This window comes from Streptomyces sp. NPDC045022, assembly GCF_056432605.1.
This window is the reverse complement of record NZ_JBWKIR010000005.1, coordinates 19,820-45,708: the sequence shown is the minus strand read 5'-3', so window position 1 is coordinate 45,708 and position 25,889 is coordinate 19,820. Positions and strand designations below refer to the sequence as shown.

25 protein-coding genes and 1 pseudogene are annotated in these 25,889 nt (G+C 71.9%); 14 read left to right on the top strand and 12 right to left on the bottom strand.

Annotated features, from left to right (window positions below; translation table 11 throughout):
• Positions 1-54: 54 nt before the first annotated feature.
• Complete coding sequence (locus AC07C1_RS11365) at positions 55-966, top strand: LysR family transcriptional regulator (protein WP_478938470.1); 912 nt, start codon at positions 55-57, stop codon at positions 964-966.
• Positions 967-1,193: 227 nt separating this feature from the next.
• Here the strand turns inward: AC07C1_RS11365 and AC07C1_RS11360 are convergent.
• Positions 1,194-1,358 (bottom strand): annotated as a pseudogene (locus tag AC07C1_RS11360) (M55 family metallopeptidase); the annotation flags it as partial.
• A 77-nt stretch (positions 1,359-1,435) separates the two neighbouring features.
• Between AC07C1_RS11360 and AC07C1_RS11355 the strand changes: the two are divergent.
• Complete coding sequence (locus tag AC07C1_RS11355) at positions 1,436-1,705, top strand: hypothetical protein (protein WP_478938469.1); 270 nt, start codon at positions 1,436-1,438, stop codon at positions 1,703-1,705.
• Positions 1,706-1,812: 107 nt separating this feature from the next.
• Complete coding sequence (locus AC07C1_RS11350) at positions 1,813-3,621, top strand: phosphatidylglycerol lysyltransferase domain-containing protein (RefSeq protein WP_478938468.1); 1,809 nt, start codon at positions 1,813-1,815, stop codon at positions 3,619-3,621.
• Positions 3,622-3,686: 65 nt separating this feature from the next.
• Here the strand turns inward: AC07C1_RS11350 and AC07C1_RS11345 are convergent, their stop codons facing one another.
• The 5 genes from AC07C1_RS11345 to AC07C1_RS11325 form a co-directional block, all read right to left on the bottom strand.
• Positions 3,687-5,138 carry a sensor histidine kinase gene (locus AC07C1_RS11345; RefSeq protein WP_478938467.1) on the bottom strand — a complete coding sequence of 484 codons (1,452 nt, stop codon included), beginning with the start codon at positions 5,136-5,138 and terminating at the stop codon, positions 3,687-3,689.
• Positions 5,139-5,876, bottom strand: a complete 738-nt coding sequence (locus AC07C1_RS11340; RefSeq protein ID WP_478938466.1) for a response regulator transcription factor — start codon at positions 5,874-5,876, stop codon at positions 5,139-5,141.
• Between the two features lie 172 nt (positions 5,877-6,048).
• The gene (locus tag AC07C1_RS11335) at positions 6,049-6,621 is read right to left on the bottom strand and encodes a CE1759 family FMN reductase (protein WP_478938465.1); all 573 of its coding nucleotides are present in this window, start codon (positions 6,619-6,621) and stop codon (positions 6,049-6,051) included.
• Entirely contained in the window at positions 6,618-7,703 is a 1,086-nt protein-coding gene (locus AC07C1_RS11330) for an LLM class flavin-dependent oxidoreductase (RefSeq protein WP_478938464.1), read from the bottom strand. The genes AC07C1_RS11335 and AC07C1_RS11330 overlap by 4 nt, the downstream gene beginning before the upstream one ends.
• A gap of 172 nt (positions 7,704-7,875) precedes the next feature.
• Positions 7,876-8,763, bottom strand: coding sequence for a zinc-binding dehydrogenase (locus tag AC07C1_RS11325; RefSeq protein WP_478938463.1), 888 nt, complete (start codon positions 8,761-8,763; stop codon positions 7,876-7,878).
• Positions 8,764-8,898: 135 nt separating this feature from the next.
• On the opposite strand from AC07C1_RS11325, the gene AC07C1_RS11320 reads away from it, so the two are divergent.
• Positions 8,899-9,303, top strand: a complete 405-nt coding sequence (locus AC07C1_RS11320) for a winged helix-turn-helix transcriptional regulator (protein ID WP_478938462.1) — start codon at positions 8,899-8,901, stop codon at positions 9,301-9,303.
• A gap of 9 nt (positions 9,304-9,312) precedes the next feature.
• Here AC07C1_RS11320 and AC07C1_RS11315 read toward each other — a convergent pair whose 3' ends face one another.
• The gene (locus AC07C1_RS11315) at positions 9,313-9,732 is read right to left on the bottom strand and encodes a hypothetical protein (RefSeq protein WP_478938461.1); all 420 of its coding nucleotides are present in this window, start codon (positions 9,730-9,732) and stop codon (positions 9,313-9,315) included.
• A gap of 217 nt (positions 9,733-9,949) precedes the next feature.
• Here AC07C1_RS11315 and AC07C1_RS11310 point away from each other — a divergent pair, with 217 nt between their 5' ends.
• The 3 genes from AC07C1_RS11310 to AC07C1_RS11300 are packed head-to-tail and all read left to right on the top strand — an operon-like array spanning position 9,950 to position 11,263.
• Positions 9,950-10,288 (top strand): YnfA family protein, encoded by a 339-nt coding sequence (locus AC07C1_RS11310; protein ID WP_478938460.1) that lies wholly within the window; start codon positions 9,950-9,952, stop codon positions 10,286-10,288.
• 52 nt (positions 10,289-10,340) lie between these two features.
• Positions 10,341-11,117: an SDR family NAD(P)-dependent oxidoreductase gene (locus AC07C1_RS11305; RefSeq protein WP_478938459.1), complete on the top strand. Its 777-nt coding sequence runs from the start codon at positions 10,341-10,343 to the stop codon at positions 11,115-11,117.
• The gene (locus AC07C1_RS11300; RefSeq protein ID WP_478938458.1) at positions 11,117-11,263 is read left to right on the top strand and encodes a hypothetical protein; all 147 of its coding nucleotides are present in this window, start codon (positions 11,117-11,119) and stop codon (positions 11,261-11,263) included. Before AC07C1_RS11305 ends, AC07C1_RS11300 begins: the two co-directional genes overlap by 1 nt.
• Positions 11,264-11,311: 48 nt before the next feature.
• Here AC07C1_RS11300 and AC07C1_RS11295 read toward each other — a convergent pair whose 3' ends face one another.
• Entirely contained in the window at positions 11,312-12,505 is a 1,194-nt protein-coding gene (locus AC07C1_RS11295; protein WP_478938457.1) for an RtcB family protein, read from the bottom strand.
• Positions 12,506-12,735: 230 nt separating this feature from the next.
• Here AC07C1_RS11295 and AC07C1_RS11290 point away from each other — a divergent pair, with 230 nt between their 5' ends.
• The 3 genes from AC07C1_RS11290 to AC07C1_RS11280 all read left to right on the top strand — a co-directional run bounded on the left by AC07C1_RS11290 (position 12,736) and on the right by AC07C1_RS11280 (position 16,008).
• Positions 12,736-13,608, top strand: coding sequence for a DUF3558 domain-containing protein (locus AC07C1_RS11290; protein WP_478938456.1), 873 nt, complete (start codon positions 12,736-12,738; stop codon positions 13,606-13,608).
• A gap of 128 nt (positions 13,609-13,736) precedes the next feature.
• A complete protein-coding gene (locus tag AC07C1_RS11285) occupies positions 13,737-14,645 on the top strand; it encodes a DUF3558 family protein (RefSeq protein WP_478938455.1) in 909 nt (302 codons plus the stop codon).
• A 121-nt stretch (positions 14,646-14,766) separates the two neighbouring features.
• A complete protein-coding gene (locus AC07C1_RS11280; protein WP_478938454.1) occupies positions 14,767-16,008 on the top strand; it encodes a DUF2637 domain-containing protein in 1,242 nt (413 codons plus the stop codon).
• Positions 16,009-16,057: 49 nt separating this feature from the next.
• On the opposite strand, the gene lysS is transcribed toward AC07C1_RS11280, so the two are convergent.
• Entirely contained in the window at positions 16,058-17,800 is a 1,743-nt protein-coding gene (gene lysS, locus AC07C1_RS11275) for a lysine--tRNA ligase (protein WP_478938453.1), read from the bottom strand.
• A gap of 127 nt (positions 17,801-17,927) precedes the next feature.
• On the opposite strand from lysS, the gene argS reads away from it, so the two are divergent.
• A complete protein-coding gene (argS, locus tag AC07C1_RS11270) occupies positions 17,928-19,691 on the top strand; it encodes an arginine--tRNA ligase (protein ID WP_478938452.1) in 1,764 nt (587 codons plus the stop codon).
• A 285-nt stretch (positions 19,692-19,976) separates the two neighbouring features.
• Positions 19,977-20,669, top strand: a complete 693-nt coding sequence (locus AC07C1_RS11265) for a chaplin (RefSeq protein WP_478938451.1) — start codon at positions 19,977-19,979, stop codon at positions 20,667-20,669.
• 81 nt (positions 20,670-20,750) lie between these two features.
• Here AC07C1_RS11265 and AC07C1_RS11260 read toward each other — a convergent pair whose 3' ends face one another.
• Positions 20,751-21,722, bottom strand: coding sequence for a helix-turn-helix transcriptional regulator (locus AC07C1_RS11260; protein WP_478938450.1), 972 nt, complete (start codon positions 21,720-21,722; stop codon positions 20,751-20,753).
• Between the two features lie 61 nt (positions 21,723-21,783).
• On the opposite strand from AC07C1_RS11260, the gene AC07C1_RS11255 reads away from it, so the two are divergent.
• Both AC07C1_RS11255 and AC07C1_RS11250 read left to right on the top strand, forming a co-directional pair.
• A complete protein-coding gene (locus AC07C1_RS11255) occupies positions 21,784-22,170 on the top strand; it encodes a VOC family protein (RefSeq protein WP_478938449.1) in 387 nt (128 codons plus the stop codon).
• 70 nt (positions 22,171-22,240) lie between these two features.
• Positions 22,241-23,095 (top strand): DUF4253 domain-containing protein, encoded by an 855-nt coding sequence (locus AC07C1_RS11250; RefSeq protein WP_478938448.1) that lies wholly within the window; start codon positions 22,241-22,243, stop codon positions 23,093-23,095.
• Positions 23,096-23,105: 10 nt separating this feature from the next.
• On the opposite strand, the gene AC07C1_RS11245 is transcribed toward AC07C1_RS11250, so the two are convergent.
• Positions 23,106-24,314, bottom strand: a complete 1,209-nt coding sequence (locus AC07C1_RS11245) for an aminotransferase-like domain-containing protein (RefSeq protein ID WP_478938447.1) — start codon at positions 24,312-24,314, stop codon at positions 23,106-23,108.
• A gap of 104 nt (positions 24,315-24,418) precedes the next feature.
• Positions 24,419-25,804, bottom strand: a complete 1,386-nt coding sequence (locus AC07C1_RS11240) for a helix-turn-helix domain-containing protein (protein ID WP_478938446.1) — start codon at positions 25,802-25,804, stop codon at positions 24,419-24,421.
• Positions 25,805-25,889: the final 85 nt, after the last annotated feature.

Sequence of the window (25,889 nt, the reverse complement as noted above, 5' to 3'; positions counted from 1 at the left end):
CCATGAATCCAAAGCATGGTTGTCATAGCAGTCATGAACAGTGACGATTGATCTGTGGATCTTCAGCAGATGCGTTACGTCGTCGCGGTCGCCGAAACCCGCAACTTCACGCGCGCGGCGGAGCGCTGCTCCGTGGTGCAGTCCTCGCTCAGTCACCGAATCGCGTCCCTGGAGCGGGAGTTGGGGGTCCAGCTGTTCGCCCGGTCCAGCCGCCGGGTGGAGCTGACCAGCGCCGGTGCGGCGTTTCTCGTCGGCGCGCGGGAGTGTCTGGCCGCCGCCGACCGCGCGGCCGCCGGCGCCGCCGCCGCGACCGGTGTGGTGCGCGGCCGGCTCGCCGTCGGCGTGATCGTGACCACGGCCGCCGTGGACGTGCCCGAGTTGCTGCAGCGGTATCGCGGCCGGCACCCGGACGTACGTGTGGTCCTGCGTTCCGGACGCAGCGACGAACTGGTTGCGGCGCTCCGGAACGGCGACCTGGACATCGCCTTCCTCGGTCTGCCGGAGGGTGAACGGCCGTCCGGTGTGGAGACCGTCGCCCTCGATCACGACGAGCATGTGCTCGTGGTGCCGGCCGGGCACCGGCTGGCGGGCGCTTCCCGGGTCACGCTCCAGGAGATCGCCGAGGAGACCTTCGTGGACTTCGTGCACGGAACCCCGGCCCGGGCCCAGTCCGACCGGGCGTTCGCCGCCGCGGGCCTGGTCCGTGACGTCGCGTACGAGGCCGGTGTCGTCGAGCTGATCACGCGGCTGGTCGCGCGTGGACTCGGTGTCGCGCTGCTGCCGTCGGCGTTCATCCGGCCGCTGGCCGCCGGTATTCCCGAGCTGGCGCTGGTCCCGCTGGTCGACGGACCGCATCGCATCGAGTATCTGGCGTGGAGCCGGTTCAACCCCAGCCCGGCCACCCGGGCGATGCTCGACGTCCTCGGGGTCCGCCCCCGGAACCGTACGGCGGAAGACGCCTCCTAGGCCGGCCGCGGGCAGTGCGCCGAGCGCCCCGGTCAGGCCGGCTGCAGGCGGTCCGCCAGCCCCGCCTCCTGGAACGCACGGACCACGTCCTCCCGGGGCTCCGTCGCGGTCACGGTGACCGTGCCGCCGTCGGGGCGGGGCAGGTCGACGGACTGCCAGGGGGTGAGGGGCTCGGTGGTGCCACCGAGACGCTCCGCCGCGGCCGGTGTGGTGAACGTGCGGGGTTCGAGGATGTCGGCCGCGCCGGCCGCCAGTGCGCCGCGCACGGCCGCGTTCACGTCCTCGGCCATCATGGAGCGGCCCCGCTCGTAGTCCCGGCCGCCGGGCTGGACGTCATCGGCGTCGACGAGCCCCGTAACGCCTTCCATGTCCACGCTGATGTAGATCCGCACGGCATCGACCCTAACCGACCCTACGTATTGTAGGTTCCCAACGGCCAGTGGCCACACGTTCGTTCATCGGGGGAGTCATGCAGGACACGGAAACGGAGCCCGGCGCAGAGGTCGGCGTCCACAGCCTCGCGCCGACGCTTGCCCTGCTGGTCGTCAGCCTCGTGATCGCCGCCGTGGGCGTGTACGAGCTGTGCGGCTTCGGGCTGCACAGCCTCGACCGGCGCCCGCACCTGTTCAGCGACGGCCTCGCGACCGGCGGGGTGATCGTCGCCGTGGTGGCGGCCGGGGCGGCGGTGGGCAATCTGGCCTGGCTGCTGGCGGCGGCCCGGCGCTCCGCCGGCCGCTGACGGATGAGACCCTGTGTACCGGCTGTGCGGATCCCGTATCCGCACTACCCTACGAGCTGTAGGGTCGCCGGTGCCCCGTCCCCCCTCCCCCAAGGTGACCAGTCACCATGCCCGCTCGACAGTCGGCCCCGACTTCCCCGCAGGTTCCCGCTCCGCGCTCCCCCGGCCTCGGCATCCGATTCCTGCCGCCCCGGCTACGGCCGTCCCGCTCCCGCCCGGCCACCGGCAGCCGGCTCCGCACCCGCGCCGCCACCGCGACCGTCTGGTACCTGCGGCTCATGGCGGTCCTCAACATCGTCGCGGTCATGTCGCTGCCCTTCCGCGAGGAAGTGCACGAGCACAACGCGGGCGAGTTCTTCACGCCGTACCTGGCCACGGCCGGACTGGTCTCGGCGGCACTCGCGCTGTTCCTGGCGGTGGTGATGCGCCGCCGCAAACGCGCCGCCTGGGTCTTCAACCTCCTTCTGGCCGGCCCCCTGTTCTGCCTCTACGTCCTCGCCCTCACCCGCGACCCGTTCCGCGGGCACCTCTTCAACTGGCTCTCCGCCGCCCTCACCGGCCTGTTCGTCGTCGCCCTGCTGCTCGGCCGGCGCGAGTTCGACGCCATCGGCGACCGCTCCAACCCGCGCCTCGCCCTCGTCGTCGGCGTGGGCGGCAACCTGGCCGGCGGCGCCCTCGGCACCCTCCTGGTGCACGCGACCAACAAGCTTCCCGGCGCCTCCCTCAAGGACGAGATCGTCTACACGCTCCTGCGCGGCATCAGTGTCGGCCCGCTCGCCGACCGGGTACCCGCCGTGCACGCCCCCCGCTGGGCCGACGTGATCGTCAACATCCTGAGCGCCGCGGCCTTCCTCCTCGTCCTCTACGCCTGCTTCCGCGCCCCGCGCGGCGCGTGCCTGCTCGTCCCGGAGGACGAGCGGAAGCTCCGGGGGCTGCTGGACCGGCACGGCGCCCGCGACTCCCTCGGCTACTTCGCCCTGCGCCGCGACAAGGCCGTCCTCTTCTCCCCCAGCGGGAAGGCCGCCATCGCCTACCGCGTCGTCGGCGGCGTCAGCCTCGCCTCCGGCGACCCGATCGGCGACCCCGAGGCCTGGCCCGGCGCCATCGACGCCTGGCTCGCCGAGGCCCGCCGGCACGCCTGGACACCCGCCGTGATGGGCGCGAGCGAGGAGGCGGGCACCATCTACGCCCGGCACGGCCTGGACGCTCTGGAACTGGGCGACGAGGCGATCGTCGACCTCGCCGACTTCACCCTCGAAGGCCGGGCCATGCGGGTGGTCCGCCAGGCCCACAACCGCGTCCGCCGGGCCGGCTACACCGTGCGCATCCGCCGCCACGAGGACATCCCCGACGTGGAGATGGCCGACCTCGTCGACCGCGCCGACCACTGGCGCGACGGTGCGACCGAGCGCGGCTTCTCCATGGCCCTGGGCCGCCTCGGTGACCCGGCCGACGGCCGCTGCGTGATGCTGGAGTGCCGCGACGCGAACGGCGAACCGCGCGCCCTGCTCAGCTTCGTCCCCTGGGGGGAGCACGGCCTCTCCCTGGACCTGATGCGCCGCGACCGCGCCTGCGAGAACGGCCTGATGGAATACATGGTCGTGGAACTCCTCTCCCACGCGGAGGAGCTGGGGATCCACCGCGTCTCCCTCAACTTCGCCATGTTCCGTTCGGTTTTCGAACGCGGCTCCCGCCTCGGCGCGGGCCCGGTCCTGCGCCTGTGGTGCTCCACCCTCACCTTCTTCTCCCGCTGGTGGCAGATCGAGTCCCTCTACCGCGCCAACGCCAAGTACCGCCCGGTCTGGGAACCCCGCTTCCTCCTCTTCGCCAAGAGCAGCGACATCCCGAGGATCGGCCTGGCGAGCGCCCGGGCGGAGGGGTTCCTCACGCTGCCCGGGCTGGGGGGCGGGTCCTAGCGGGTGCGCCGGCCTCCGGGTCCATGACGATACCGGCGACGTCCGGGAGGGCGGCCCGGACCGGCTCAGCCGCCCCCGCCCCGCACGCCGCCACCGCTTCCCTCGAACCCGCCGCCCACGGTGAACCCGATGACCGCCCCGCCGCCCTCGCGCCGGAAGGCGAACGGCACTCCGGCGTGCGCCATGGCGACCTCGCGCACGATGGACAGCCCGAGGCCCGACCCCGGCAGGGACCGCGCGTCGGCGGCCCGGTAGAAGCGGTCGAAGATGCGGATGAGGTCGCCGTCGGCGATCCCGGGCCCCCGGTCCAGCACCTCCACGCGCACGGTGCCCGGCCGCGCCGGCCCGGTGACGGCGACCTCGATCGGCGCCTCGCCGCCCCGGTCGAACTTGGCCGCGTTCTCGACCAGGTTGGAGATGGCCCGCTGAAGCATCCCGGGCCGTCCGCCGGTCGTCGTGTCACCGCTCGCCCGCAGCACGATCTCCCGGCCGGTGCGCCGCCTGGCCAGCCCCACCACGTCCTCGGCGATGTCGGCGAGGTCCACCTGCTGCGGCGGTTCGGCGTCGGACTGCCCGGCGGCGAGGTCGACCAGCTCGTTGACCAGATCGGTCAGTTCCCGGGCCTCCTGGGTGAGGTCGGCGACCAGGTCCTCCCGCGTGGCCGGCGGAAGTTCGTCGATCCGCCGCAACAGCGAGATGTTGGTACGGAGGGACGTCAGCGGTGTACGGAGTTCGTGCCCCGCGTCCTGGACGAGCCGCCGCTGGTCCTCCTCGGACTGGGCGAGCCGGCCCAGCATGCGGTCGAAGGCCCGCCCGAGCCGGCCCACCTCGTCCAGGCCCGCGACCGGCACCTCGATGCCCAGCTGCCGGGTACGGGCCACGTCCTCCGCGGCGGACGTCAGGATCACCAGCCGGCGGGTGATCCGCCGGGCCAGCCACCACCCGAACAGCCCGGCGGCGACCACGACCGCCGCCATCAGGATCAGGGTGCGCTGCTGCAGCGCCCGCAGCAGGTCCTCGGTGTCACTGAACTCCTGCGCGACCTGGACCGCGCCCCGCCCGTCGCCGAGCGAGACGGTGACGATGCGGAACAGGTCCTCGTCGACCCGTACGTCCTTGTGCTGGGCGACCTTCCCGGCCGACCGCGCGGTGGCCATGGCCTTGTCGCGGGAGGTGACCGGCAGCACCGGGCTGCCGTGGTCGACGATCTGCCCCTGCGCGCCGAGCACCTGTACATCGGTGCGGGCGGGGCGGACCAGGTCGTGCCCCGGGCGGGAGGAGGAGAAGTCGTCCGGGACCATCTCGTGCTGCCGCACCTCGCTCTGGACGTCCCGCACGACCTGCGTGAACACCGACTGCTGGTCGACGCGGACCAGCCGGGCGGCGGAGCCGTAGGACAGGATGCCGACGAGGATGGTGACGGCGGCGGTGACGGCCGCGAAGGACACGGCGAAGGTGGTGCGCAGGGAGACGAGCTTGGGCCGGTGCGGGGCCGGCCGCCGCCGGAGGCGGCCCACTCAGTCCTCCCGCAGCACGTAACCCACACCCCGCACGGTCTGGATCAGCTGCGGGGCGCGTGGCTCGTCCAGCTTGCGGCGCAGATAGCCGACGTAGACGGCGAGGTTCTTGGAGCCGGGCCCGAAGTCGTAGCCCCAGATGCGGTCGTAGATCGTCGAGTGGTCGAGCACGATGCCGGCGTTCCGCACGAGCAGCTCCAGCAGCTCGAACTCGGTGCGGGTCAGTTCCAGCTCGCGCTCGCCGCGCCAGGCCCGGCGGGCCTGCAGGTCCATACGGAGACCGGCGGCCTCGAGCTGCCGGTCGGGGACCTGGATATCGGCCCGGCCCGGCTCGGTGGTGCCACCGCTGCCGCCCGCCGCGGGGGGCACCGGGCTGGTCCGGCGCAGCAGGGCTCGCAGCCGGGCGAAGACCTCTTCCACGTCGAACGGCTTGACCACGTAGTCGTCGGCGCCGGCGTCCAGGCCGGCGATGCGGTCGGCGGTCTCCACGAGCGCGGTGAGCATGAGGATCGGGGTGCGGTCGCCCTCGGCGCGCAGCACCCGGCAAACCTGCAGGCCGTCGATGCCCGGCATCATCACGTCGAGCACGAGGATGTCCGGCGGGGTCCGGTGCGCCTGGGCCAGCGCCTCGATGCCGTCGGCGACCGCCGTCACCTCGTACCCCTCCAGCGTCAGGGCACGCTCCAGGGCGTGACGGATGGCACGGTCGTCTTCGGCGAGCAGCACAGTCTGGGGCACGCCTCCAGTCTGCCAAGGCCGCCGGCGGACCGGCCGGGGCGAGCGGGCCTACGATCACCCTTTTTACCGCCCTCTCACCGTCACCCGGACACCCCGCCCATGACCCCCGGTCCCGGCCGGCCGCGTTCTCGGGTCGGCCGGGTGGTGGCCGTGTCGGGCGGGTGGGCGAGCGTCAGCGCCGCAACGCGGCCAGCTGCTCGGCGAAGGGCACGACAACGGGCTCACCGGCCCGGACCGTCAGCGGCATCAGAGAGGCCAGCTCCGCCGCCGCCCGCTCGATCCGCTCCGCCAGCCCCTCCGCGCCCCAGTCCTCGGAGGCCGCGTACACGGCCGTAGGGACCACCACGGCCCGCAGATACGCGAACAACGGCCGCAGCGCGTGCTCCAGCACCAGCGAGTGCCGGCCCGTACCCCCGGTGGCCGCGATCAGCACCGGTTTCCCGGCCAGCGCGTCCTTGTCCAGCACATCGAAGAACGACTTGAACAGCCCGCTGTACGACGCGCTGAACACCGGCGTGACGACGATCAGCCCGTCGGCCCCCGCCACCGCGTCCTGCGCGGCGGCCAGGGCCTTCCCGGCGAACCCGTTGGTGAAGTTGTGCGCGATCTCGACCGCGAGGTCGCGCAGCTCGACCACCTGGATGTCCGCCGGTGTGCGCCGGTCCACCGCGGCGGCCAGCCGGTCGGCCAGCAGCCGGGTGGAGGACGGGACGCTCAGTCCCGCCGATACGACGACGAGCTTCATACGGTGGTCGCCTCCTTCGCGGCGAGCAGGGACTGGTGGGTCGGGGCCTGCGGCACATCCGCCGGGCGCCCCTTCGCGAACTCCTCGCGCAGCACCGGTACGACCTCCTCGCCGAGCAGGTCGAGCTGTTCCAGCACGGTCTTCAGCGGCAGCCCCGCGTGGTCCATCAGGAACAGCTGGCGCTGGTAGTCACCGGCGTACTCGCGGAAGGCCAGCGTCTTCTCGATGACCTGCTGCGGGGAACCGACCGTCAGCGGGGTCTGCTCGCTGAAGTCCTCCAGCGAGGGCCCGTGGCCGTACACCGGCGCGTTGTCGAAGTACGGCCGGAACTCCCGCACCGCGTCCTGCGAGTCGCGGCGCATGAACACCTGACCGCCCAGTCCGACGATCGCCTGCTCGGGGGTGCCGTGCCCGTAGTGGGCGTACCGGGTCCGGTAGTACTCGACCATCCGCCTGGTGTGGTCGGCGGGCCAGAAGATGTTGTTGTGGAAGAAGCCGTCGCCGTAGTACGCGGCCTGCTCGGCGATCTCCGGCGAGCGGATGGAGCCGTGCCAGACGAACGGCGGTACGTCGTCCAGCGGGCGGGGCGTCGAGGTGAACCCCTGCAGCGGCGTCCGGTACTTGCCCTCCCAGTCGACGGTGTCCTCGCGCCACAGGCGGCGCAGCAGGGCGTAGTTCTCGACGGCGAGGTCGATGCCGTCGCGGATGTCCTTGCCGAACCAGGGGTAGACCGGCCCGGTGTTGCCGCGGCCCATCATCAGGTCGACGCGCCCGTCGGCCAGGTGCTGCAGCATCGCGAAGTCCTCCGCGATCTTCACCGGGTCGTTGGTGGTGATCAGGGTGGTGGAGGTGGAGAGGATCAGCCGCTCCGTCCGCGCCGCTATGTAGCCGAGCATGGTCGTCGGGGAGGACGGCACGAACGGCGGGTTGTGGTGCTCACCGGTCGCGAAGACGTCCAGCCCGACCTCCTCGGCCTTCAGCGCGATGGCGACCATGGCCTTGATCCGCTCGCGCTCGGTCGGAGTACGCCCCGTGGTGGGGTCCGGCGTGACATCGCCGACCGTGAAGATCCCGAACTGCATGGTCGCTCACCCTCCAGGTTGTTGACGATTCAACTATACCCGCCAACGGCCACCCACCCCTGGTTATTCCGGCCCCTACGCCCTGCCGAAAGCGGCCCCAGGGACCGACGACTCCGACCCGCCGGCCGGGGGAAGCCGCACCCCGCACCCCGGACCCGGCGACCCCGTCCCCTCAGGGCACCAGCACCACTCGCCCGCGCACCCCGCCCTCGGTCAGCCGGGCGTGTGCCTTGGCCGCGTCCTGCAGGGCGAAGGTCTCGGCCACCCTCAGGGTCAGCGCTCCCTCGTCCACGAGCCGGGCCAGCTCCGCCAGCCGCGCCCCGTCGGCGCTCACCTCCACGGCCGTGGTCCGCACCCCGCGCACGGAGGCGGGCTGCCCGCCGGGCCGGGCGCTGACGAAGACTCCTCCGTCCCGCACCCACTCCAGGGCCGGTGCCCCGAGCAGCGCCACGTCCAGCACCGCGTCCACGCTCCCCGGCCGGACTCCCTCGGCCGTGAACTGCGCGGCCCCCAGCGACCGCACCAGCTCCTCGTCGGCCGCCCGGGCGTGCCCGGTGACCACGAACCCCCGGCGCACGGCCAGCTGCACCGCGAATCCGCCGACCGCGCCCGCCGCACCGGTCACCGCCAGCGACGCGCCGGGCTCCAGCGCCAGCAGGTCGAGGGCCTGGGCGGCGGTCAGCCCGTTCAGCGGCAGGGTGCCCGCGTGCACCGCGTCCACCGTGGCCGGCGCCTTGGCCACCGCGTCCGCGGCCACGACGACGTACTCGGCGTGCGCTCCCAGCGGATCGGCCACCCCCGGCACCAGCGCGACCACCTCGTCACCCACCTGCCAGGCGGCGGCCACACCCACCGCGTCCACCGTCCCGGCGACGTCCCAGCCGAGCCCGAGCGTCTTTCCCGCCCCGCCGAAGACACCGGCCCGCACCAGCAGGTCCACCGGGTTCAGCGCACCGGCCGCGACCTTGATCCGCACCTGCCCCGCCGGCTCCGGCACCGCCACCTCGGCGATCTCCACGACCTCCGGACCACCGAACGTCCGCACCACAGCAGCACGCATGCCAATTCTCCCCGCACTCACGGAATTTGGTTGGATTCAGCCGGTTTCCCGGCCGCAGCACCAACCCTAGGAGAGCTACTATCCAGGGGTAAGTAGTTACCTGAGAGTGCGTTGGTGACCCGGAGGAGAGAGCCCATGGCGACCATGACCGCCGCCGAGCGACGCGAACAGGCCCGCGCCGACTACGACGCGTTCCTGCGCAGCTGCCCCACCAACCAGCTCCTCGGCCGGCTCAGCGACAAGTGGGTCAGCCTGGTCGTCGCCGCCCTGGCCGCCGGCCCCCTGCGCTACAGCGACCTCGGCCGCAGGATCGCCGGTGTCAGCCCCAAGATGCTCACCCAGACCCTGCGCGCCCTGGAGCGGGACGGCATCATCAGCCGCACGGTCACCCCGTCCGTCCCGGTCCGCGTCGACTACGAACTCACCCCGCTGGGCGGCAGCCTCGCCTGCCTGCTGACCGCGGTGAAGGACTGGGCGGAGAACCACTTCGACGAGGTACGCGCGGCCCGCGAACGCTACGACGAGGAGAACCCCGCCTGACCCGGCGGCTCAGAAGGCGTACTCGTCCCCGGTGGCCAGGACGAGCACCGTCAGCCGGTCGTTCGTCCGGTCCTTGTCCACGGCGCCCCCGCTCCACGCCGTGTCCAGTTCCAGCGTCACCTCCGACGGCCGCTCCCGCAGCCGTACCGGCACGCGCAGCTGCTCCCCCGCCGCGTCCGCGGCCAGCGCCCCGGTCCCGCACAGCACCGTCCGCTCGTCCTCGCGGACGCACCGGGCGGGCAACTGCTGCCCGTCCGCCAGCGCCACCGACCAGCGCAGCCGCACCGTGGCGTCGGCAAGGGCGGCGGGTCCGTCGTCGCGCGGGGTCAGCCGTACCTCCACCTGGTCCCCGGTCATCACCGCGGTCCCGTGAAAGGTCAGGTCGGCCTCCGGCACGGGATCGGCCACCGCGATTCCCGGCACCACCATCGCACCAGCGCACACCCCGGACAACACCCACGCCCGCATCGGCACGCCCCTCATCACGCCACCCACTGCGCCCACGGCTCCCACTCCTCACCACTCCTGGCCACCGCACGCTCGCGCCGGCACTCCGCTCCCGCTCGCCGTACGGATGTATGCCACGCGAGCCGCGCACCAGGCGCCGTCCAACAGGTGACCCGCCCCCGCGTGCCAGGCTGCCCCCATGCAGATCCTCCGCTCCGCCGCCCTGTTCGTCGTCGCCGCGCTGTTCGAGATCGGCGGCGCCTGGCTGGTCTGGCAGGGCGTACGCGAGCACCGCGGCTGGTTGTGGATCACCGGCGGTGTCCTCGCGCTCGGCGCGTACGGCTTCGTCGCCACCTTCCAGCCGGACGCCCACTTCGGCCGCATCCTCGCCGCCTACGGCGGGATCTTCGTGGCCGGCTCGATCCTGTGGGGCGTGCTCGCCGACGGCTTCCGCCCCGACCGCTGGGACATCGCCGGAGCGCTGATCTGCCTGGCCGGCATGGCCGTGATCATGTGGGCGCCGAGGAACGGCGCCTGAGGCTCGCCTACGCTGGACGGAACCGACCGCGCACCGAGCCCAGGAGCAGCCCATGGCCACCGCAGCCCCGTCCGCCGCCTCCCGCATCGCCGTCGTCACCGGTGCGAGCAGCGGCATCGGCGCCGCCACGGCCCGGCAGCTCGCCGAGGCCGGTTACCGCGTCGTCCTCACCGCCCGCCGCAAGGACCGCATCGAGGCACTGGCCGAGGAGCTGACGAAGGCGGGTCACTCGGCGGTGGCGTACCAGCTGGACGTGACGGACCGCGCGGCCGTGGACGAGTTCGCGACCGCCTTCCAGACGATCGGCGTCCTGGTCAACAACGCGGGCGGGGCTCTCGGCGCGGACCCGGTGGCCACCGGCGACCCGGCGGACTGGCGCACGATGTACGAGACGAACGTCATCGGCACCTTGAACCTCACCCAGGCGCTGCTCCCCAAGCTGGTCGCGAGCGGCGACGGCGTGGTCGTCGTGGTGTCCTCCACCGCCGGCCACGGCACCTACGAGGGCGGCGGGGGCTATGTGGCCGCCAAGCACGGCGCACACGTGCTCGCCGAGACCCTCCGCCTGGAGATCGTCGGCAGGCCGGTCCGGGTCATCGAGATCGCGCCCGGCATGGTCAAGACGGACGAGTTCGCGCTGACCCGCTTCGGCGGCGACACGGAGAAGGCGGCCAAGGTCTACGCGGGCGTCGCCGAGCCCCTCAGCGCCGACGACGTGGCCGAGACGATCACCTGGGCGGTCACCCGCCCCAGCCATGTCAACATCGACCTCCTGGTCGTCCGCCCCCGCGCCCAGGCGTCCAACACCAAGGTCCACCGGGAGCAGTGATGCCCGACGACGGCTCCCTGGAGAAACGCCGCCTGGCCCAGGAGACGAAGGACGAGCGCCAGGTCTGGTACTTCCTGGCCTACTTCCTCTTCGGCATCCACTTCATGGCTTTCGTCATGATCTACGCGGTCCGGCACGCGAAGTAGGGCGAGCCGGTACGGTTCCGGCCCGCCCTGACGGGGTGGAAGGCGTCGTCAGCCCTTCACGCAGACGACCTGCTTCAGCTTCGCCACGACCTCGACCAGGTCCCGCTGCTGGTCGATGACCTGGTCGATCGACTTGTAGGCGCCCGGGATCTCGTCCACGACACCGGAGTCCTTACGGCACTCCACGCCCCGCGTCTGCTCCTCCAGGTCCTTCGTCGAGAAACGCCGCTTGGCCGCGTTCCGGCTCATCCGCCGACCGGCGCCGTGCGAGGCCGAGTTGAAGGACTTCTCGTTGCCGAGGCCCTTCACGATGTACGAGCCCGTGCCCATCGAACCCGGGATGATCCCGTACTCGCCGGAGCCGGCCCGGATCGCGCCCTTGCGGGTCACGAGCAGGTCCATGCTCTCGTACCGCTCCTCCGCCACGTAGTTGTGGTGGCAGGAGATCTCCGGCTCGAAGGTCGGCCTGGCCTTCTTGAACTCCTTGCGGATCACGTCCTTCAGGAGCGCCATCATGATCGCGCGGTTGTGCTTGGCGTATTCCTGCGCCCAGAACAGGTCGTTGCGGTAAGCCGCCATCTGCGGGGTGTCCGCGACGAAGACCGCGAGGTCGCGGTCGACCAGGCCCTGGTTGTGCGGGAGCTTCTGGGCCACGCCGATGTGGTGCTCGGCGAGTTCCTTGCCGATGTTCCGGGAACCGGAGTGGAGCATCAACCAGACGGAACCGTCCGTATCCGTGCACACCTCGACAAAGTGATTCCCGCCTCCGAGCGTTCCCATCTGCTTCGAGGCACGTTCCTGACGGAACCTGACCGATTCGGCGACGCCATCGAACCGCCGCCAGAACTCGTCCCACCCCCCGGTGGCCAGCCCGTGGAACTGTCCCGGCTCGACGGGATCCTCATGCATCCCCCGTCCCACCGGAATCGCCTGCTCGATCTTCGAGCGCAGCCGGGACAGGTCGCCCGGCAGGTCGTTCGCCGTCAGGGACGTCTTCACCGCAGACATACCGCAGCCGATGTCCACGCCCACCGCGGCCGGGCACACAGCCCCCCGCATCGCGATGACCGACCCGACTGTCGCGCCCTTTCCGTAGTGGACGTCCGGCATCACGGCCAGGCCCTTGATCCACGGCAGGGTGGCCACGTTCTGGAGCTGGCGCAGGGCCACGTCCTCGACCGCCGCGGGGTCCGTCCACATCCGGATCGGGACCTTCGCACCCGGCATCTCCACGTACGACATACGTTCCTCATTCCCCCGACAAAGGCAACAAAAGGCTTGGAAGCAACAAAACGCAAAAGCAGCGGCCAGGCCCATGAAAAGGGACGAGGGACCGGCGTCCACGGCGGTGCGTGCGATACACATTGTCTCCAGGGGGCGCCCCGCCGCGGCAAGCGAATAACCAGCGGGGACACTGGAGCACCGAGCGATCGACCAGCGTCGGATCGCACACCGTCGAGAGGAGCCCGACCGTGCAGCGCAAGGCGTACGTACCCGGCACCGCCGCCCTCCTCGCGGCGCTGCTGGCCGGCTGCACGAGCGGCTCCGGGGGCGACAGCCCGACCGACGACGCCAACCCGGGCGACTCCGGGACGACCGTGGCCACCGCCCAGCCCGGCAAGTACCGCACCCTGCCCGAGCCCTGCCGCGCGGTCGGCAACGACACGCTCGACTCGCTGCTGCCCGGCATCACGCAGATCACCGACCCGAGCCAGCGGGACAAGGCCTACCAGGGCGAGGCCCTGCTCACCTACGACACCGACCGCAAGGTCGGCTGCCACTGGAAGGTGGAGTCGGCCGCCGCCACCGACCGCCTCTCGGTCGACTTCGAGCGCGTGGTGTCGTACGACAACGCGGTCAGCGACGACGACCAGGCGCGGAAGCTGTTCCAGGAGAAGCAGACGGCCGCCGATCTGCCGGATCCGGCCAGCGGCTCGGCGACGGCGGGCACCTCGACCGCCACCCCGTCGCCCACGGCCTCCACGAGCGACCGGGCGACCCCCTCGGGCACCCCGTCCGGTTCGGCCTCCGACTCCGCTTCCGAGCCCTCCTCCGACCCCTCCTCCGACCCCTCCTCCGGGTCCTCCGGTGACACCCCCACCGGTCTGCAGCCGCGCACGCTCCCCGATCTCGGTGACGAGGCGTACCTCGACGACGAGCCGAGCACCTCCGGCTCGACGGCCGAACAGCGGACGGTGACTGTGGTGTTCCGCACGTCCAACGTCGTCGTCACCATCCAGTACGAGGAGCAGCCGACGGCCATGGGAACGGTCCCGGCCAGCAAGGAAATGCAGGACAGGGCCCGTGAGCTGGCCTCTCAACTGGCCGACGCGCTGGGCGGTTGACGGCCGCGGCGGCGCCACCCGGCCCCGCACGCGAAGCAGTCGAACGGAAACCGCACAGCTCCCTCACCGCGTACCGTGGGGCCCCGCAGGAACCCGCACGAACACCGAGCGTCATGAGTGAAGGAACCATGCAGCGAGCAGCCCAGCGAGACGACCGTGCCCAGACTGACCAGCGAGCCAAGCGCCTTCGCCGCGCTCTTGTCTGCGCGGCAGCCGTCCCCGCGGTACTGATCACCGCGGCCTGCTCCTCGGACTCGGGCGACTCCAAGGCCAAGGGCGGCGACGGCGCTTCCGCCCAGCAGTCCGCGGGCAGTTCCACGGAGCCCTCCGCCAGCGCGTCCCCGACCGTGCAGGCGGCCGCGTACAAGAGGCTCCCGGATTCTTGTGCGGTGCTGCCGAAGAAGACCCTGACCGATCTGGTGCCCAAGGGCGCGAAGGCGGGCAAGAAGGGCAGCTCGGACGACCCGTCGGCCCGTTCCTCGTGTGCCTGGAGCAGCCTGGACAACAACGGCGTCAAGGGTTCCCAGTTCCGCTGGCTGAACGTCTCCCTGCTCCGCTTCGAGTCGGACACCGCGCGGGGCTCCGGTGACGCGCAGGCGCACGCGTACTACACCCGGCAGCTCAAGGACGCCCAGGCGGTGGAGGGCGCCAAGAACACCAAGGTGGTCCCGCTGTCCGGTACGGGCGCGGAGGCGACGGCGGTGCGCTTCGACCTGAAGAAGAAGGAAGGCCTCTTCAAGCAGCAGACCGTCCTGGCCCGGGTCGAGAACGTCGTCGTCACCCTCGACTACAACGGCGCCGGCCTGGCGGGCGAGAAGACCCCGGACGCCGACGACCTGACGAAGGCCGCGGAGAAGGCGCTCAAGGACGCGGTCGCGTCCGTGGCGGCGGCCAACGGTGAAGGTCCTGCGCAGAGTTCGGCCCCGGCGGCTCCCGCGTCCCCCTCCGCGCCGGCCTCGAAGTCGCCGTCCAAGTCGCCGTCCAGGGCCCCCTCCTCCAGCGCGTCCCCGTCCAAGTCGGCCGCCGGGAAGAACTGACCAGGAGGGCCGTAAGGCCTGACCGGCAGCACGTCCACCGCACACGTGTGCCACTCTGTTGCGCGCAACAACACGCAAGGGGAGGGGAGTACGAGTGGCCGCGCCACTGCAGCTGACTCGAATGCACCGCGTTCTCATCGGCGTGGTCGTGTCCGGTGCGTTGATCATCGCCGGCATCGGCTTCGCCGGTTCATACGCGGCCGTCCGCGAGCTGGCCGTCAAGAAGGGCTTCGGGAACTTCTCCTACGTGTTCCCGGTGGGCATCGACGCGGGCATCTGTGTCCTGCTGGCCCTGGATCTGCTGCTGACCTGGATCCGCATCCCCTTCCCGCTGCTCCGCCAGACGGCGTGGCTCCTGACGGCGGCGACGATCGCCTTCAACGGCGCCGCCGCCTGGCCGGACCCGCTGGGCGTGGGCATGCACGCGGTGATCCCGATCCTGTTCGTGGTCTCCGTGGAGGCGGCCCGCCACGCCGTCGGCCGGATCGCGGACATCACGGCCGACAAGCACATGGAGGGGGTGCGCCTGACGCGCTGGCTGCTCTCCCCGCTCCCGACCTTCCTCCTCTGGCGCCGCATGAAGCTGTGGGAGCTGCGCTCCTACGACCAGGTCATCAAGCTGGAGCAGGAACGTCTCGTCTACCAGGCGCGGCTGCGTTCCCGCTTCGGCCGGGCATGGCGCCGCAAGGCTCCCGTGGAGTCCCTGATGCCCCTGCGCCTCGCCCGCTACGGCGTCCCCCTGGGGGAAACGGCCCCGGCCGGGCTGGCGGCGGCGGGCATCGAGCCGGTCCTGCTGCCGCCGGCACCGCAGCCGCAGCTGGCGGCCGCCCATGCCTCCCCCGCCGCCGCGGGCAGTCGTGCCGCCGGGGATGCGCCCGGCCCCCGGCAGGCGGCGCGCCCCGGCGACCAGCGCCCCGAACCGCCCGTGGACGAGCAGAGCCCCTGGTTCCAGGCCCAGCGCGAGATCGAGTACCACGGCGGCTACGACCCCACCTACGAACCGCCCCCCGAGCCTCAGTACGAACCCGAGGAGCAGTACGAGGACTGGTACGAGGATCAGCCCCCGGAGCAGTTCCAGCAGCCCTCTGCCGAGGAGACCGGCAGCTTCCCCATCCCGGTGGGCCCGAACCGCACCCGGGAGCTGGGCGAGGGCGGCGGCACCCCGGAGCCGGAGCCGACCGAGGAGGACTTCTACCTGGTCTTCCGCAAGTCGATCGACGGCAGCTATCCCACCTCGGCCCAGTTCAGGGACGACGTCGAGGCGACCTTCGGTATCGCTCTTCCCCCACGGGAGTCCGACCGCATGGTCAGCCGCTTCGCCGAGCGCCACACCCGGAACCTCCAGGACGAACACATCGCGTGACGGTATGAAGAAGGGGCCCTCCGAGAAGAGGGCCCCTTTTCCGTACCGCTTACTCCCCGAGCAGGGCGCGCACCCGCTCCTGCCCCACCGCGAGCAGCAGCGTGGGCAGCCGGGGCCCGGTGTCGCGCCCCACCAGCAGGTGGTACAGCAGCGCGAAGAACGTCCGCTGGGCCGTCTTGATCTCCGGCGGCAGCTCCTTCGGCGTCGCGTCGGCGGAGAACCCGGCCTGCACCTTCGGCACGCCGTAGACCAGGTGCGTCAGCCCGTCCAGCGACCAGTGCTCGGCGAGCCCGTCGAGCAGCAGGCGTACCGACTGCCGGGACGCCTCGTCGAGGGACTTCAGCAGTTCGGCGTCGGGCTCGTCGCGGACGATCGTGCGCTGGTCGGCGGGGACCTGGGTGTTGATCCACGCCTCGGCCCTGTCGTACCGCGGGCGGACCTCGTCCAGCGACGCCAGCGGCTGCTCCGGGTCCAGCTCGGAAAGGATGCGCAGGGCCTGGTCCTCGTGCCCGGCGGTGATGTCGGCGACGGACGCGAGCGTGCGGTACGGCAGCGGGCGCGGCGTCCGCGGCAGCTCACCGGCGGCGGTGCCGACGGCACGCGTGTACGCGGCCACGTCCGCCGGCAGGGCGGAGCCGTCCGTGACCTTCGCCGCCAGCTTGTCCCACTCGTCGTAGAGCCGCTGGATCTCCTGGTCGAAGGCGATCTTGAAGGACTGGTTGGGCCTGCGCCGGGCGTACAGCCAGCGCAGCAGCTGCGGCTCCATGATCTTCAGCGCGTCGCCCGGGGTGGGCACGCCGCCGCGGGAGGACGACATCTTCGCCATGCCGGAGATGCCGACGAAGGCGTACATCGGGCCGATCGGCTGCTTGCCACCGAAGATGGCGACGATCTGGCCGCCGACCTGGAAGGAGGACCCCGGGGAGGAGTGGTCGACACCGCTCGGCTCGAAGATCACACCCTCGTACGCCCACCGCATCGGCCAGTCGACCTTCCAGACCAGCTTGCCGCGATTGAACTCGCTGAGCCGGACGGTCTCGGCGAAGCCGCAGGCGGTGCAGGTGTACGCCAGCTCGGTGGTGTCGTCGTCGTAGGAGGTGACCGTCGTCAGGTCCTTGCCGCAGTCGCCGCAGTACGGCTTGTACGGGAAGTACCCGGCGGAGCCGGAGCTGCCGTCGTCCTCGGACGCGGCGCCCGAGCCCTCCTCGGCCTCCAGCTCGGCCTCGTCGACCGCCTTCTGCTGCTGCTTCTTGGCCGGCTTCGGCTTGGTCCGGTACTGGTCGAGGATCGCGTCGATGTCGCCCCGGTGCCGCATCGCGTGCAGGATCTGCTCGCGGTAGGCACCGGAGGTGTACTGCTCCGTCTGGCTGATCCCGTCGAACTCGACGCCCAGCCCGGCCAGCGACTCGATCATCGCGGCCCTGAAGTGCTCGGCCCAGTTCGGGTGCGCGGAGCCCTTCGGGGCCGGCACCGAGGTCAGGGGCTTGCCGATGTGCTCCGCCCACGACTCGTCGACGCCCGCGACGCCCGCCGGCACCTTCCGGTACCGGTCGTAGTCGTCCCAGGAGATCAGGTGGCGGACCTGGTGTCCGCGACGGCGGATCTCGTCGGCGACGAGGTGCGGGGTCATGACCTCGCGGAGGTTGCCGAGGTGGATCGGGCCCGAGGGGGAGAGGCCGGACGCGACCACGACCGGTTTGCCCGGGGCACGGCGCTCCGACTCTTCGATGACCTCATCCGCGAAACGGGAGACCCAGTCGGTGGTCTCGGTGCTCTGAGCCACGATCGGCACGTCCTTCTTTCTGAACGGGTGACACCCCATTGTCACAGACCGCCTTGCGACCGGGAAAACCGCTTTACCCCCCATGGGATACTGACGGGGACTGTCCATCCCCACGAGGAGAACGGCACCCCTTCCTATGGCCTCGGTCACGTCCCTCAGCGACTCCGTCCAGCAGCACCTCGCGTCCGCCCTCTCGGCCATCCTGCCGGAGGCCGCCGACGCCGACCCGCTGCTGCGACGTAGCGACCGGGCGGACTTCCAGGCCAACGGGATCCTGGCGCTCGCCAAGAAGGCGAAGGCGAACCCACGGGAGCTGGCGGCCCAGGTCGTCTCCCAGGTGGTGACGGGTGACGTGATCAAGGACGTCGAGGTCTCCGGCCCCGGCTTCCTCAACATCACGATCGCGGACAAGGCGATCACCGGGAACCTGGCCGCGCGGTACGCGGACGAGACGGGCCGCCTCGGCGTGCCGACCGCCGCGAACCCCGGTACGACGGTGATCGACTACGCGCAGCCGAACGTGGCGAAGGAGATGCACGTCGGCCATCTGCGCTCCGCGGTGATCGGCGACTCGGTGGTCCAGCTCCTCGAGTTCACCGGCGAGAACGTGATCCGCCGCCACCACATCGGCGACTGGGGCACCCAGTTCGGCATGCTGATCCAGTACCTGGACGAGCACCCGCACGAACTGGACCACAAGGACGCCCAGGTGACCGGCGAGGAGGCGATGTCGAACCTCGACCGCCTCTACAAGGCCGCCCGCAAGTTCTTCGACTCCGACGAGGAGTTCAAGACGCGGGCCCGCCGCCGGGTGGTCGACCTCCAGGCCGGTGACCCGCACACGCTCGCCATCTGGCAGAAGTTCGTGGACGAGTCGAAGATCTACTTCTTCTCCGTCTTCGAGAAGCTGGACATGGAGATCCGGGACGCGGACATCGTCGGCGAGTCGGGTTACAACGACATGCTGGCGGAGACCTGCCGCCTCCTCGAGGAGTCGGGCGTGGCGGTCCGCTCCGAGGGCGCCCTCTGTGTCTTCTTCGAGGACATCAAGGGCCCGGACGGCAATCCGGTCCCGCTGATCGTGCAGAAGTCGGACGGCGGCTACGGCTATGCGGCCACCGACCTCTCCGCGATCCGCGACCGCGTCTTCAACCTCAAGGCGAACACCCTGCTGTACGTGGTGGACGCCCGCCAGGCGCTGCACTTCAGGATGGTCTTCGAGACCGCGCGCCGGGCCGGCTGGCTGAACGACGACGTGACGGCTGTCCAGCTGGCCTTCGGCACGGTCCTCGGCAAGGACGGCAAGCCGTTCAAGACGCGTGAGGGCGAGACGGTCCGCCTGGTCGACCTCCTCGACGAGGCGATCGAGCGTGCCGCCGCGGTCGTACGGGAGAAGGCGCAGGACCTCTCCGAGGAGGAGATCGCCGAGCGGGGCGCCCAGGTGGGCATCGGCGCGGTGAAGTACGCGGACCTGTCGACGTCGGCGAACCGGGACTACAAGTTCGACCTGGACCAGATGGTCTCGCTCAACGGCGACACGAGCGTGTACCTCCAGTACGCGTACGCCCGTATCCAGTCCATCCTGCGCAAGGCCGGCGAGGTGCACCCGGCCGCGCACCCGGAGCTGGAACTGGCGGACGCGGAGCGGGCGCTGGGCCTGCACGCGGACGCGTTCGCGGAGACGGTGCGGGAGGCGGCGGCGGAGCACGCCCCGCACAAGCTGGCCGCGTACCTGTACCAGCTGGCGTCCCTCTACACGACGTTCTACGACAAGTGCCCGGTCCTGAAGGCGCAGACGCCGGAGCAGGTGGAGAACCGTCTGTTCCTGTGTGACGTGACGGCCCGCACGCTGCACCGGGGCATGGCCCTGCTGGGCATCCGGACCCCCGAGAAGCTCTGACCGCAGCCTGTCCGGTCTGTGGAGACCCCTCTCCACGGACCGGGAGGCAGCCCGATGCTCACCGCACTCTGATGAACATCGCACCGGTGGGGGCGCCCTGCGGCCGCCGAGGACCACGGTCCGGCAGCACCGGGGGGCCCGCTGAGCAGCGAAGTTCTCCGCGGTACCGGGCGAAGGGTTGATAAGCCATAACTCGGACGGCCATTCCCGCGTTTCACCGGGTGCGGGTGAGTGCCCGCCATGTCTGAGAGGCAGGGACCTATGAGACGGGTTACCCGAAACAGTGTGCTTGCCATCGCCGCCGCTTCGGGCGCGATGGCTGTGGCAGGTCCGGTGCACGCCGACTCCGCAGCGGACGGTGCCGCGGTCGGCTCACCCGGCGTGATCTCCGGTAACACGGTGCAAGTACCGGTGCACATCCCGGTGAACGTGTGCGGGAACACCATGAACGTGGCAGGGCTTCTCAACCCTGCCACGGGAAACAGCTGCGCCAACAAGGGCGGCGGCGGGTCGGGGAACGACCAGTCCACGGCGCCGGGTCAGGCCACGGCCGAGGCCCGCACGCAGGACTCGCCGGGCGTCGTCTCGGGGAACGGCATCCAGTTGCCGGTGGATGTGCCGGTGAACGTCAGCGGCAACTCCGCCGACGTCGTGGGCATCGGCAACCCCGCCTTCGACAACACGTCCACGAACGCCTCGACGGACGTTCCTGACGCGCCCCAGCCGACACCGCCCACACGGGTCACTCCGCCGGACCGCACCGTGCCGCCGGCCCGGCCGCAGCCGCACACCCAGCCCCCGCGGCGCACGACGCCGAAGCCGGCGCCTGCCGTCGTGCGGCAGCCGACCCAGGGCACACTCGCCCACACCGGCACGGACAGCACCGTGACGGCCATGGCCGCGAGTGTGGCGTCGCTCCTCGGCGGGACGATGCTGTACCGGCGATTCGGTTCGAGGACGCCCCGCCGCCAGGGCTGAACCGAAGCGCGCGAACACGGCCTCGCCGGACAGCTCCACGTCCGGCGGGGCCGTACCCCGTCAGCCGACCGCGGGGGCCCCTCACTCCGGGGGCGTCGCGCCGTCCGCGTTGTGCTCGTGGACAGCCCGGACACGGCGCAGCAGGGCCTGCCGTACCGACTCCGGCGCGAGGACCCGCAACGGGGTCGCCAGGCCGAGGAGGTACCGGGCGAGCCCGTCCGCGTCGGGGCCGCCGATGTCGACGAGCGTGGCGTCCGGGCCGTCGGGGCGGTGCGTGCCGACGGTCGCCGGGACCAGCCGTAGCGACCGGTCCATCGGCAGCGGCAGGCGGATGGTGGCGTACAGCGGGTAGGGGCCGTTCGCGATGTTGCGGGAGACCAGCAGCGCCGGATCGGGCGGGTCGGTGATCTCCACCGGGTGCCCGGTCGGCCGGAGCCGCTCGACCCGGTCCGCACGGAACGTCCGCCACTGCCCCCGGGCCACGTCACGCGCGACGAAGTACCAGCGCCGTCCGGTGTGGACGAGACGGTACGGATCGACGTCCCGGACCGTGACTCTGCCCTGTCCGTCGCAGTACGACAGACGGGCCCGCTCTCCGCGCCGGCAGGCGGCGGCCAGTTCCAGCAGCAGGCCGGACCGGATCTGCGGCTCCTCGGGCCCAGGGAGGCGTACGAAGGCGTCGTCCCACTCCCCCAGCTGGTCCGCGATCCGCCGGGGCAGCACCTGGCGCAGCTTCAGGAGCGCGGACAGGGCGGCCTGGTCGCCGCCGAGCGCGCCGCTCAGCGCCGCCTCGCGCAGCCCGACCGCCACGGCGAGGGCCTCCTCGTCATCGAGGATCAGCGGGGGCACCCGGGAGCCGGCACGGAGGCGGTAACCACCCCAGGGCCCCGGGTCGGAGTCGACGCGGTAGCCGAGTTCCCGGAGCCTGGCGATGTCCCGCCGGACCGTGCGGTCGGTGACCTCCATGCGCTCGGCCAGTTCCGCGCAGGTCCAGGACGGCCGGGAGGACAGCAGGGACAGCAGCCGCAGCAGGCGGGCGGACGCGCTGATCACAGGTCGAAGTCTGCCATGACCAGGACCGGAACTGTCCTGGTCGTGTCCTAGCGTCGTCCTCATGAGCACAGAGACCACTTCCGCACCCGCGTTCCGCTACGCCGCCGTCACCTTCGACTGCGCCGATCCCGCCGAACTGGCCCGCTTCTACGGCGAGTTGCTCGGCTTCCCGGTTCTCTTCTCCACCGACGACTTCGTCCTGCTCGGCCAGGAGGGCACGGCCGGCCTCGGCTTCAACCGGCTGGCCGACTACCGCCCGCCCACCTGGCCGGACCCCGCCCGGGAGAAGCAGGCCCACATCGAGCTGGGCGTCGACGACCTGGAGGCCGCGGAGGCCCGGCTGCTGGCCCTGGGCGCCAAGAAGCCCGAGTTCCAACCGGCCCCGGACCGCTGGCGGGTCCTCCTGGACCCCGCGGGCCACCCCTTCTGCATCACGACCCTCGTCTGATCCCCCACCCCCTCTCCCGCGGTGATCGGCAGGTTCGTTCGGTGTCAGTGGGTGCCCCTAGAGTCGCGTCATGGCGACTCTTCCCAATGTGCTGCCGGCGCTGGTGGCTGACCCGAGCGGGCGTTCCGCCGGGCTTCAACTCCCGCCCGGGCGGCTGATCGACGCGACGATCGACGGTCCGTGGCCGGAGCCACTGCTGTGGCATGCCGGCGGTCCGGCCGCACCCGGGCACTGGGCGGCCCTGGGCGTACCGGCCCGCCGGGCGGGCCTGCTGCCGGTGCTCGTCGACGTGGGCGGCACCCAGGGTGGCCCCGAGGACTGGCGGCTGCGGCCCGGGCGCACCTCGTACCCCGGTGACCACGACGCCGAGGAGGTGCTCGCGGAGTACTGGGAGGACGAGGCCCCTGAGGGGGAGGAGGAGGGGGAGGCGACCGGGCTCGACGGCGAACTGGCCGAGCTGTTGGCGCCGTTCGGCGCCGACTGGCCCGGCCTCGCGCCCGCCGGCTCCCTCGTCGTCGACCCCGACACCTGTGCCGCCCGGCTGGCCGACTCGCTCGCCGACGGCTCCCCCACCCGGTCGGCGGGCGGGCCGCGCCTGGCCCTGGTGCCGGCCCGGCGCTCTGCCGACATCCCCGCCGCCCTCGGCTGGTCCGGCCCGCTCAACCACGAGAACGACGTGGCCCGCCTCTGCGCGGTCCTGCGCTCCTGGGAGGACCGCTTCGGCATACGGGTCGTCTCGCTCGGCTTCGACACGCTGGTGGTGTCCGTGGCCGCCCCGCCCGCCGACCTCGCCGACGCCGAGGCGCTGGCGGCGGAGCACTTCGCGTTCTGCCCGGACAACATCGCCCAGGACGGCCCGGGCAGCCTGGGCGACTACGCCAAGGAACTCGTCGGCGAGCGGGTCTGGCACTTCTGGTGGGACTGACCGCCCCCCGTCAGCTCAGTCCCCTGCGCAGCCTCCGCAGCCCTTCACGGATCTCCTCCGGTGTCTGCGTCACGAAGCACAGGCGGAGCGTCGAGCGATCGGGCTCACCGGCGTAGAAGGGGGCGCCGGGGACGTACGCCACGTTCTGCTCCACCACCCTCGGGAGCAGGGCCGTGGTGTCGTACGTCTCCGGCAGCGTGGCCCACAGGAACATGCCGCCCTCGGGACGGGTCCACGACGTGCCCTCGGGCAGCGCCTCGGCCAGCCCGGCGAGCATCGCGTCCCGGCGTTCGCCGTACACCGCCCGCACCCGCTCGACATGCGCGTCCAGCACGTCCAGGTACCGGGCTGCCGCAAGCTGGTTGACGGTCGGGGTGTGCAGGTCCGCCGCCTGCTTGGCGACCGCGCACGCCCGGCGCAGTCCGGCGGGCGCACGCAGCCAGCCCAGACGCAGGCCGGGCGCCATCACCTTGGAGAAGGAGCCGAGGAGGGCCGTCCTGTCCTCGGCTCCGGGGAAGGACGCGATCCAGGGGACGCGCTCGCCGTCGTAGCGGAGTTCGCCGTACGGGTCGTCCTCGATGATCCACAGTCCCTGGCGGGCGGCCACGGCGGCGATCGCCTCGCGGCGCGCCGCGGGCATCGTACGGCCGGTGGGGTTCTGGAAGGTGGGCACGAGGTAGAGCAGCTTCGGGCGCTCGCGGTGGACCGCCTCCTCCAATGCCTCCGGGTCCACTCCGTGCTCGTCGCCCGGCACGGCCACCACCCGTGCTCCGGCCAGGCCGAAGACCTGAAGTGCCGCGAGATAGCAGGGGCTTTCGACCAGGACGGTGTCGCCGGGCTCGAGCAGAGCGGTCGCCAGGAGGGACAGCGCCTGCTGTGAACCGGTCGTGATCAGCAGGTCGTCGGGGCCGGTGGGCAGGCCCTCGGCGGTGACCCGGGACGCCAGCCCCGCCCGGAGCGCCGGCTCGCCCTCGGTGGTGGAGTACTGGAGCGCCTGGTCCGGCGTCCGCGCCAGCACCTCCTGGAACGCGGCCGCTATGCCGTCCCGGTCGAAGAGTTCCGGTGCCGGGAGGCCGCCCGCGAAGTTGATGACCTCGGGGCGTGCGGTCACCGCGAGGATGTCCCGCACGGGCGAACCGCCCACGCTGCGGGCGCGGGCGGCGAGCGGCGGGACGGGGGCGGCGGGCGACGCGGACGGCGCGGGCTCGGTGACGGTCATGGCACGGCTCTCCTCTGGGACGGTCGTCGTCTCGCCCGCAGCGTAAGGAATTGCATGTTGGCTACACCGATATTTCCGGGATCCGGACAGCACCGCGCCGCCGCTCAGGGCTCCGTCGTGCCCTCCTTGACCCACCCCGAGCCGCCCAGCGGGAACTCGTAGGCCGGGCGGCCGTTGTTGCCGCTCGTGCGGAACGGCCTGCCGTGGTCGTCGACCCGCAGCACGCCCTGGCGTGAGCCACTGGACCAGGCCAGTTCCAGGTACCAGCGGACGTCGTACGCGGAGGCGTCCGCCCTGATGTGGAACACCTCCGGGTCCGACTCGCTCACCTTGAACGGGAAGTCGCGGTGCCCCGCCTCGGGTACGACGGCCGGGCGGGCCGCGTCGAGGGCGACGGTGAAGGAGCGGGTCGGCACGCCACCGCCGCAGCCGACGCCCGGGTAGGCCATGACGTAGTCGTTCCAGGCGAGCGGTGCGCGCTTGGTGGCCGTCACGACCGCCAGGCTCTTCACCACCACGGTCGCCTTCCCGGTCCCCTGCACCGTGAGCGCCACCTCCTGCTTCCCGGAGGGGACGGCGCCGTGCGCGGCCACCCAGGCGGCCGCGTCGGACTCGCTCGGCGGCGGGGCGACCCGTGTCGGGGGGCGGTCGATGAGGTAACGCGCGGAGCAGGGGTAGTCCCAGTCGTACCCGCTGGCGGCGACGGTCAGCGGAGCGGGGCCGGCGGCGCCGTCCGGCGAGGCGCCGCCCTCGCCGCCCGGCTTCTTCGGGCCGCCCTCGGCCGGCGCGGGCGCGGACCCGGAGGCGGACGCGGACGCGGACGGGGATGCCGGGGACGAGGGGCTGTGACTCGGCGTCACCGAGACGTGCGGACGACCGGGGGTCCGGCCCGGCGCCTCGGCCGCTCCGGCAGGCCTGTCCTTCTCGTCGGCCGAGCCGCCCGGGGGAAGCTGCACGGCCAGCGCGACGGCCCCGAGGACGGCGGCGACGGCGACGCCGGCGACCAGGGCGGCTCGGGCACGGCGTCGCGCCCCCGGACCACCCGCCCGGGCCGGGGCGACCGCGGCCTCCGGCTTCGCGTCCACCACGGGAACGGACACCGCTGGACCGTCAGCTGACTGGACGTCCGCTGACTCGATGTCCGCTGAGTCGTCGTCCGCTGACGCACCGACCGCTTCCGCCGCTGGAGGGCTGTCGTCCGGTAACGGGACCGCTGGGACCTGAACGTCCCCCTTGCGCCCCCGCATCGCGTCCGCCAGCACCCAGCGCCGGTGCAGCTCGACGAGTTCCTCGGGAGTGGCCTTGCAGATGCGGGCCAGCCGCTCCACCGGCGCGTAGTCCGCCGGTACGGCGTCCCCGTTGACGTAGCGGTGCAGCGTCGACGTACTCGTGTGGAGCCGCTTGGCGAGCGCGCCGTAACTGAGCCCCGAACGGTCCTTCAGCTCCCGCAGCAGCGCCGCGAAAAGGGCACCCGGAGTACCTTCCGCCACCGTTTCCCCCGCCCTTCCGTTCCATTCCCCCATTCCAGGGGCGGTACGTCTCCCCAGCTCAGAGCCGGGATCGGCGTTCCACTGT

What these genes read in the sequence shown, in the direction of transcription:
- AC07C1_RS11315 (WP_478938461.1), bottom strand. Translation starts at nt 9,732, where the DNA reads ATGGTGGTGCCGGGAATCGCGGTGGCCGATCCCGTGCCGGAGGCCGAC.
- AC07C1_RS11295 (WP_478938457.1), bottom strand. Translation starts at nt 12,505, where the DNA reads ATGTCGTACGTGGAGATGCCGGGTGCGAAGGTCCCGATCCGGATGTGG.
- AC07C1_RS11350 (WP_478938468.1), top strand. Translation starts at nt 1,813, where the DNA reads ATGCCCGCTCGACAGTCGGCCCCGACTTCCCCGCAGGTTCCCGCTCCG.
- AC07C1_RS11355 (WP_478938469.1), top strand. Translation starts at nt 1,436, where the DNA reads ATGCAGGACACGGAAACGGAGCCCGGCGCAGAGGTCGGCGTCCACAGC.
- AC07C1_RS11285 (WP_478938455.1), top strand. Translation starts at nt 13,737, where the DNA reads ATGCAGCGAGCAGCCCAGCGAGACGACCGTGCCCAGACTGACCAGCGA.
- AC07C1_RS11300 (WP_478938458.1), top strand. Translation starts at nt 11,117, where the DNA reads ATGCCCGACGACGGCTCCCTGGAGAAACGCCGCCTGGCCCAGGAGACG.
- AC07C1_RS11245 (WP_478938447.1), bottom strand. Translation starts at nt 24,314, where the DNA reads ATGACCGTCACCGAGCCCGCGCCGTCCGCGTCGCCCGCCGCCCCCGTC.
- AC07C1_RS11310 (WP_478938460.1), top strand. Translation starts at nt 9,950, where the DNA reads ATGCAGATCCTCCGCTCCGCCGCCCTGTTCGTCGTCGCCGCGCTGTTC.
- AC07C1_RS11320 (WP_478938462.1), top strand. Translation starts at nt 8,899, where the DNA reads ATGGCGACCATGACCGCCGCCGAGCGACGCGAACAGGCCCGCGCCGAC.
- AC07C1_RS11280 (WP_478938454.1), top strand. Translation starts at nt 14,767, where the DNA reads ATGCACCGCGTTCTCATCGGCGTGGTCGTGTCCGGTGCGTTGATCATC.
- AC07C1_RS11325 (WP_478938463.1), bottom strand. Translation starts at nt 8,763, where the DNA reads ATGCGTGCTGCTGTGGTGCGGACGTTCGGTGGTCCGGAGGTCGTGGAG.
- AC07C1_RS11305 (WP_478938459.1), top strand. Translation starts at nt 10,341, where the DNA reads ATGGCCACCGCAGCCCCGTCCGCCGCCTCCCGCATCGCCGTCGTCACC.
- AC07C1_RS11255 (WP_478938449.1), top strand. Translation starts at nt 21,784, where the DNA reads ATGAGCACAGAGACCACTTCCGCACCCGCGTTCCGCTACGCCGCCGTC.
- AC07C1_RS11335 (WP_478938465.1), bottom strand. Translation starts at nt 6,621, where the DNA reads ATGAAGCTCGTCGTCGTATCGGCGGGACTGAGCGTCCCGTCCTCCACC.
- argS (WP_478938452.1), top strand. Translation starts at nt 17,928, where the DNA reads ATGGCCTCGGTCACGTCCCTCAGCGACTCCGTCCAGCAGCACCTCGCG.
- AC07C1_RS11330 (WP_478938464.1), bottom strand. Translation starts at nt 7,703, where the DNA reads ATGCAGTTCGGGATCTTCACGGTCGGCGATGTCACGCCGGACCCCACC.
- AC07C1_RS11250 (WP_478938448.1), top strand. Translation starts at nt 22,241, where the DNA reads ATGGCGACTCTTCCCAATGTGCTGCCGGCGCTGGTGGCTGACCCGAGC.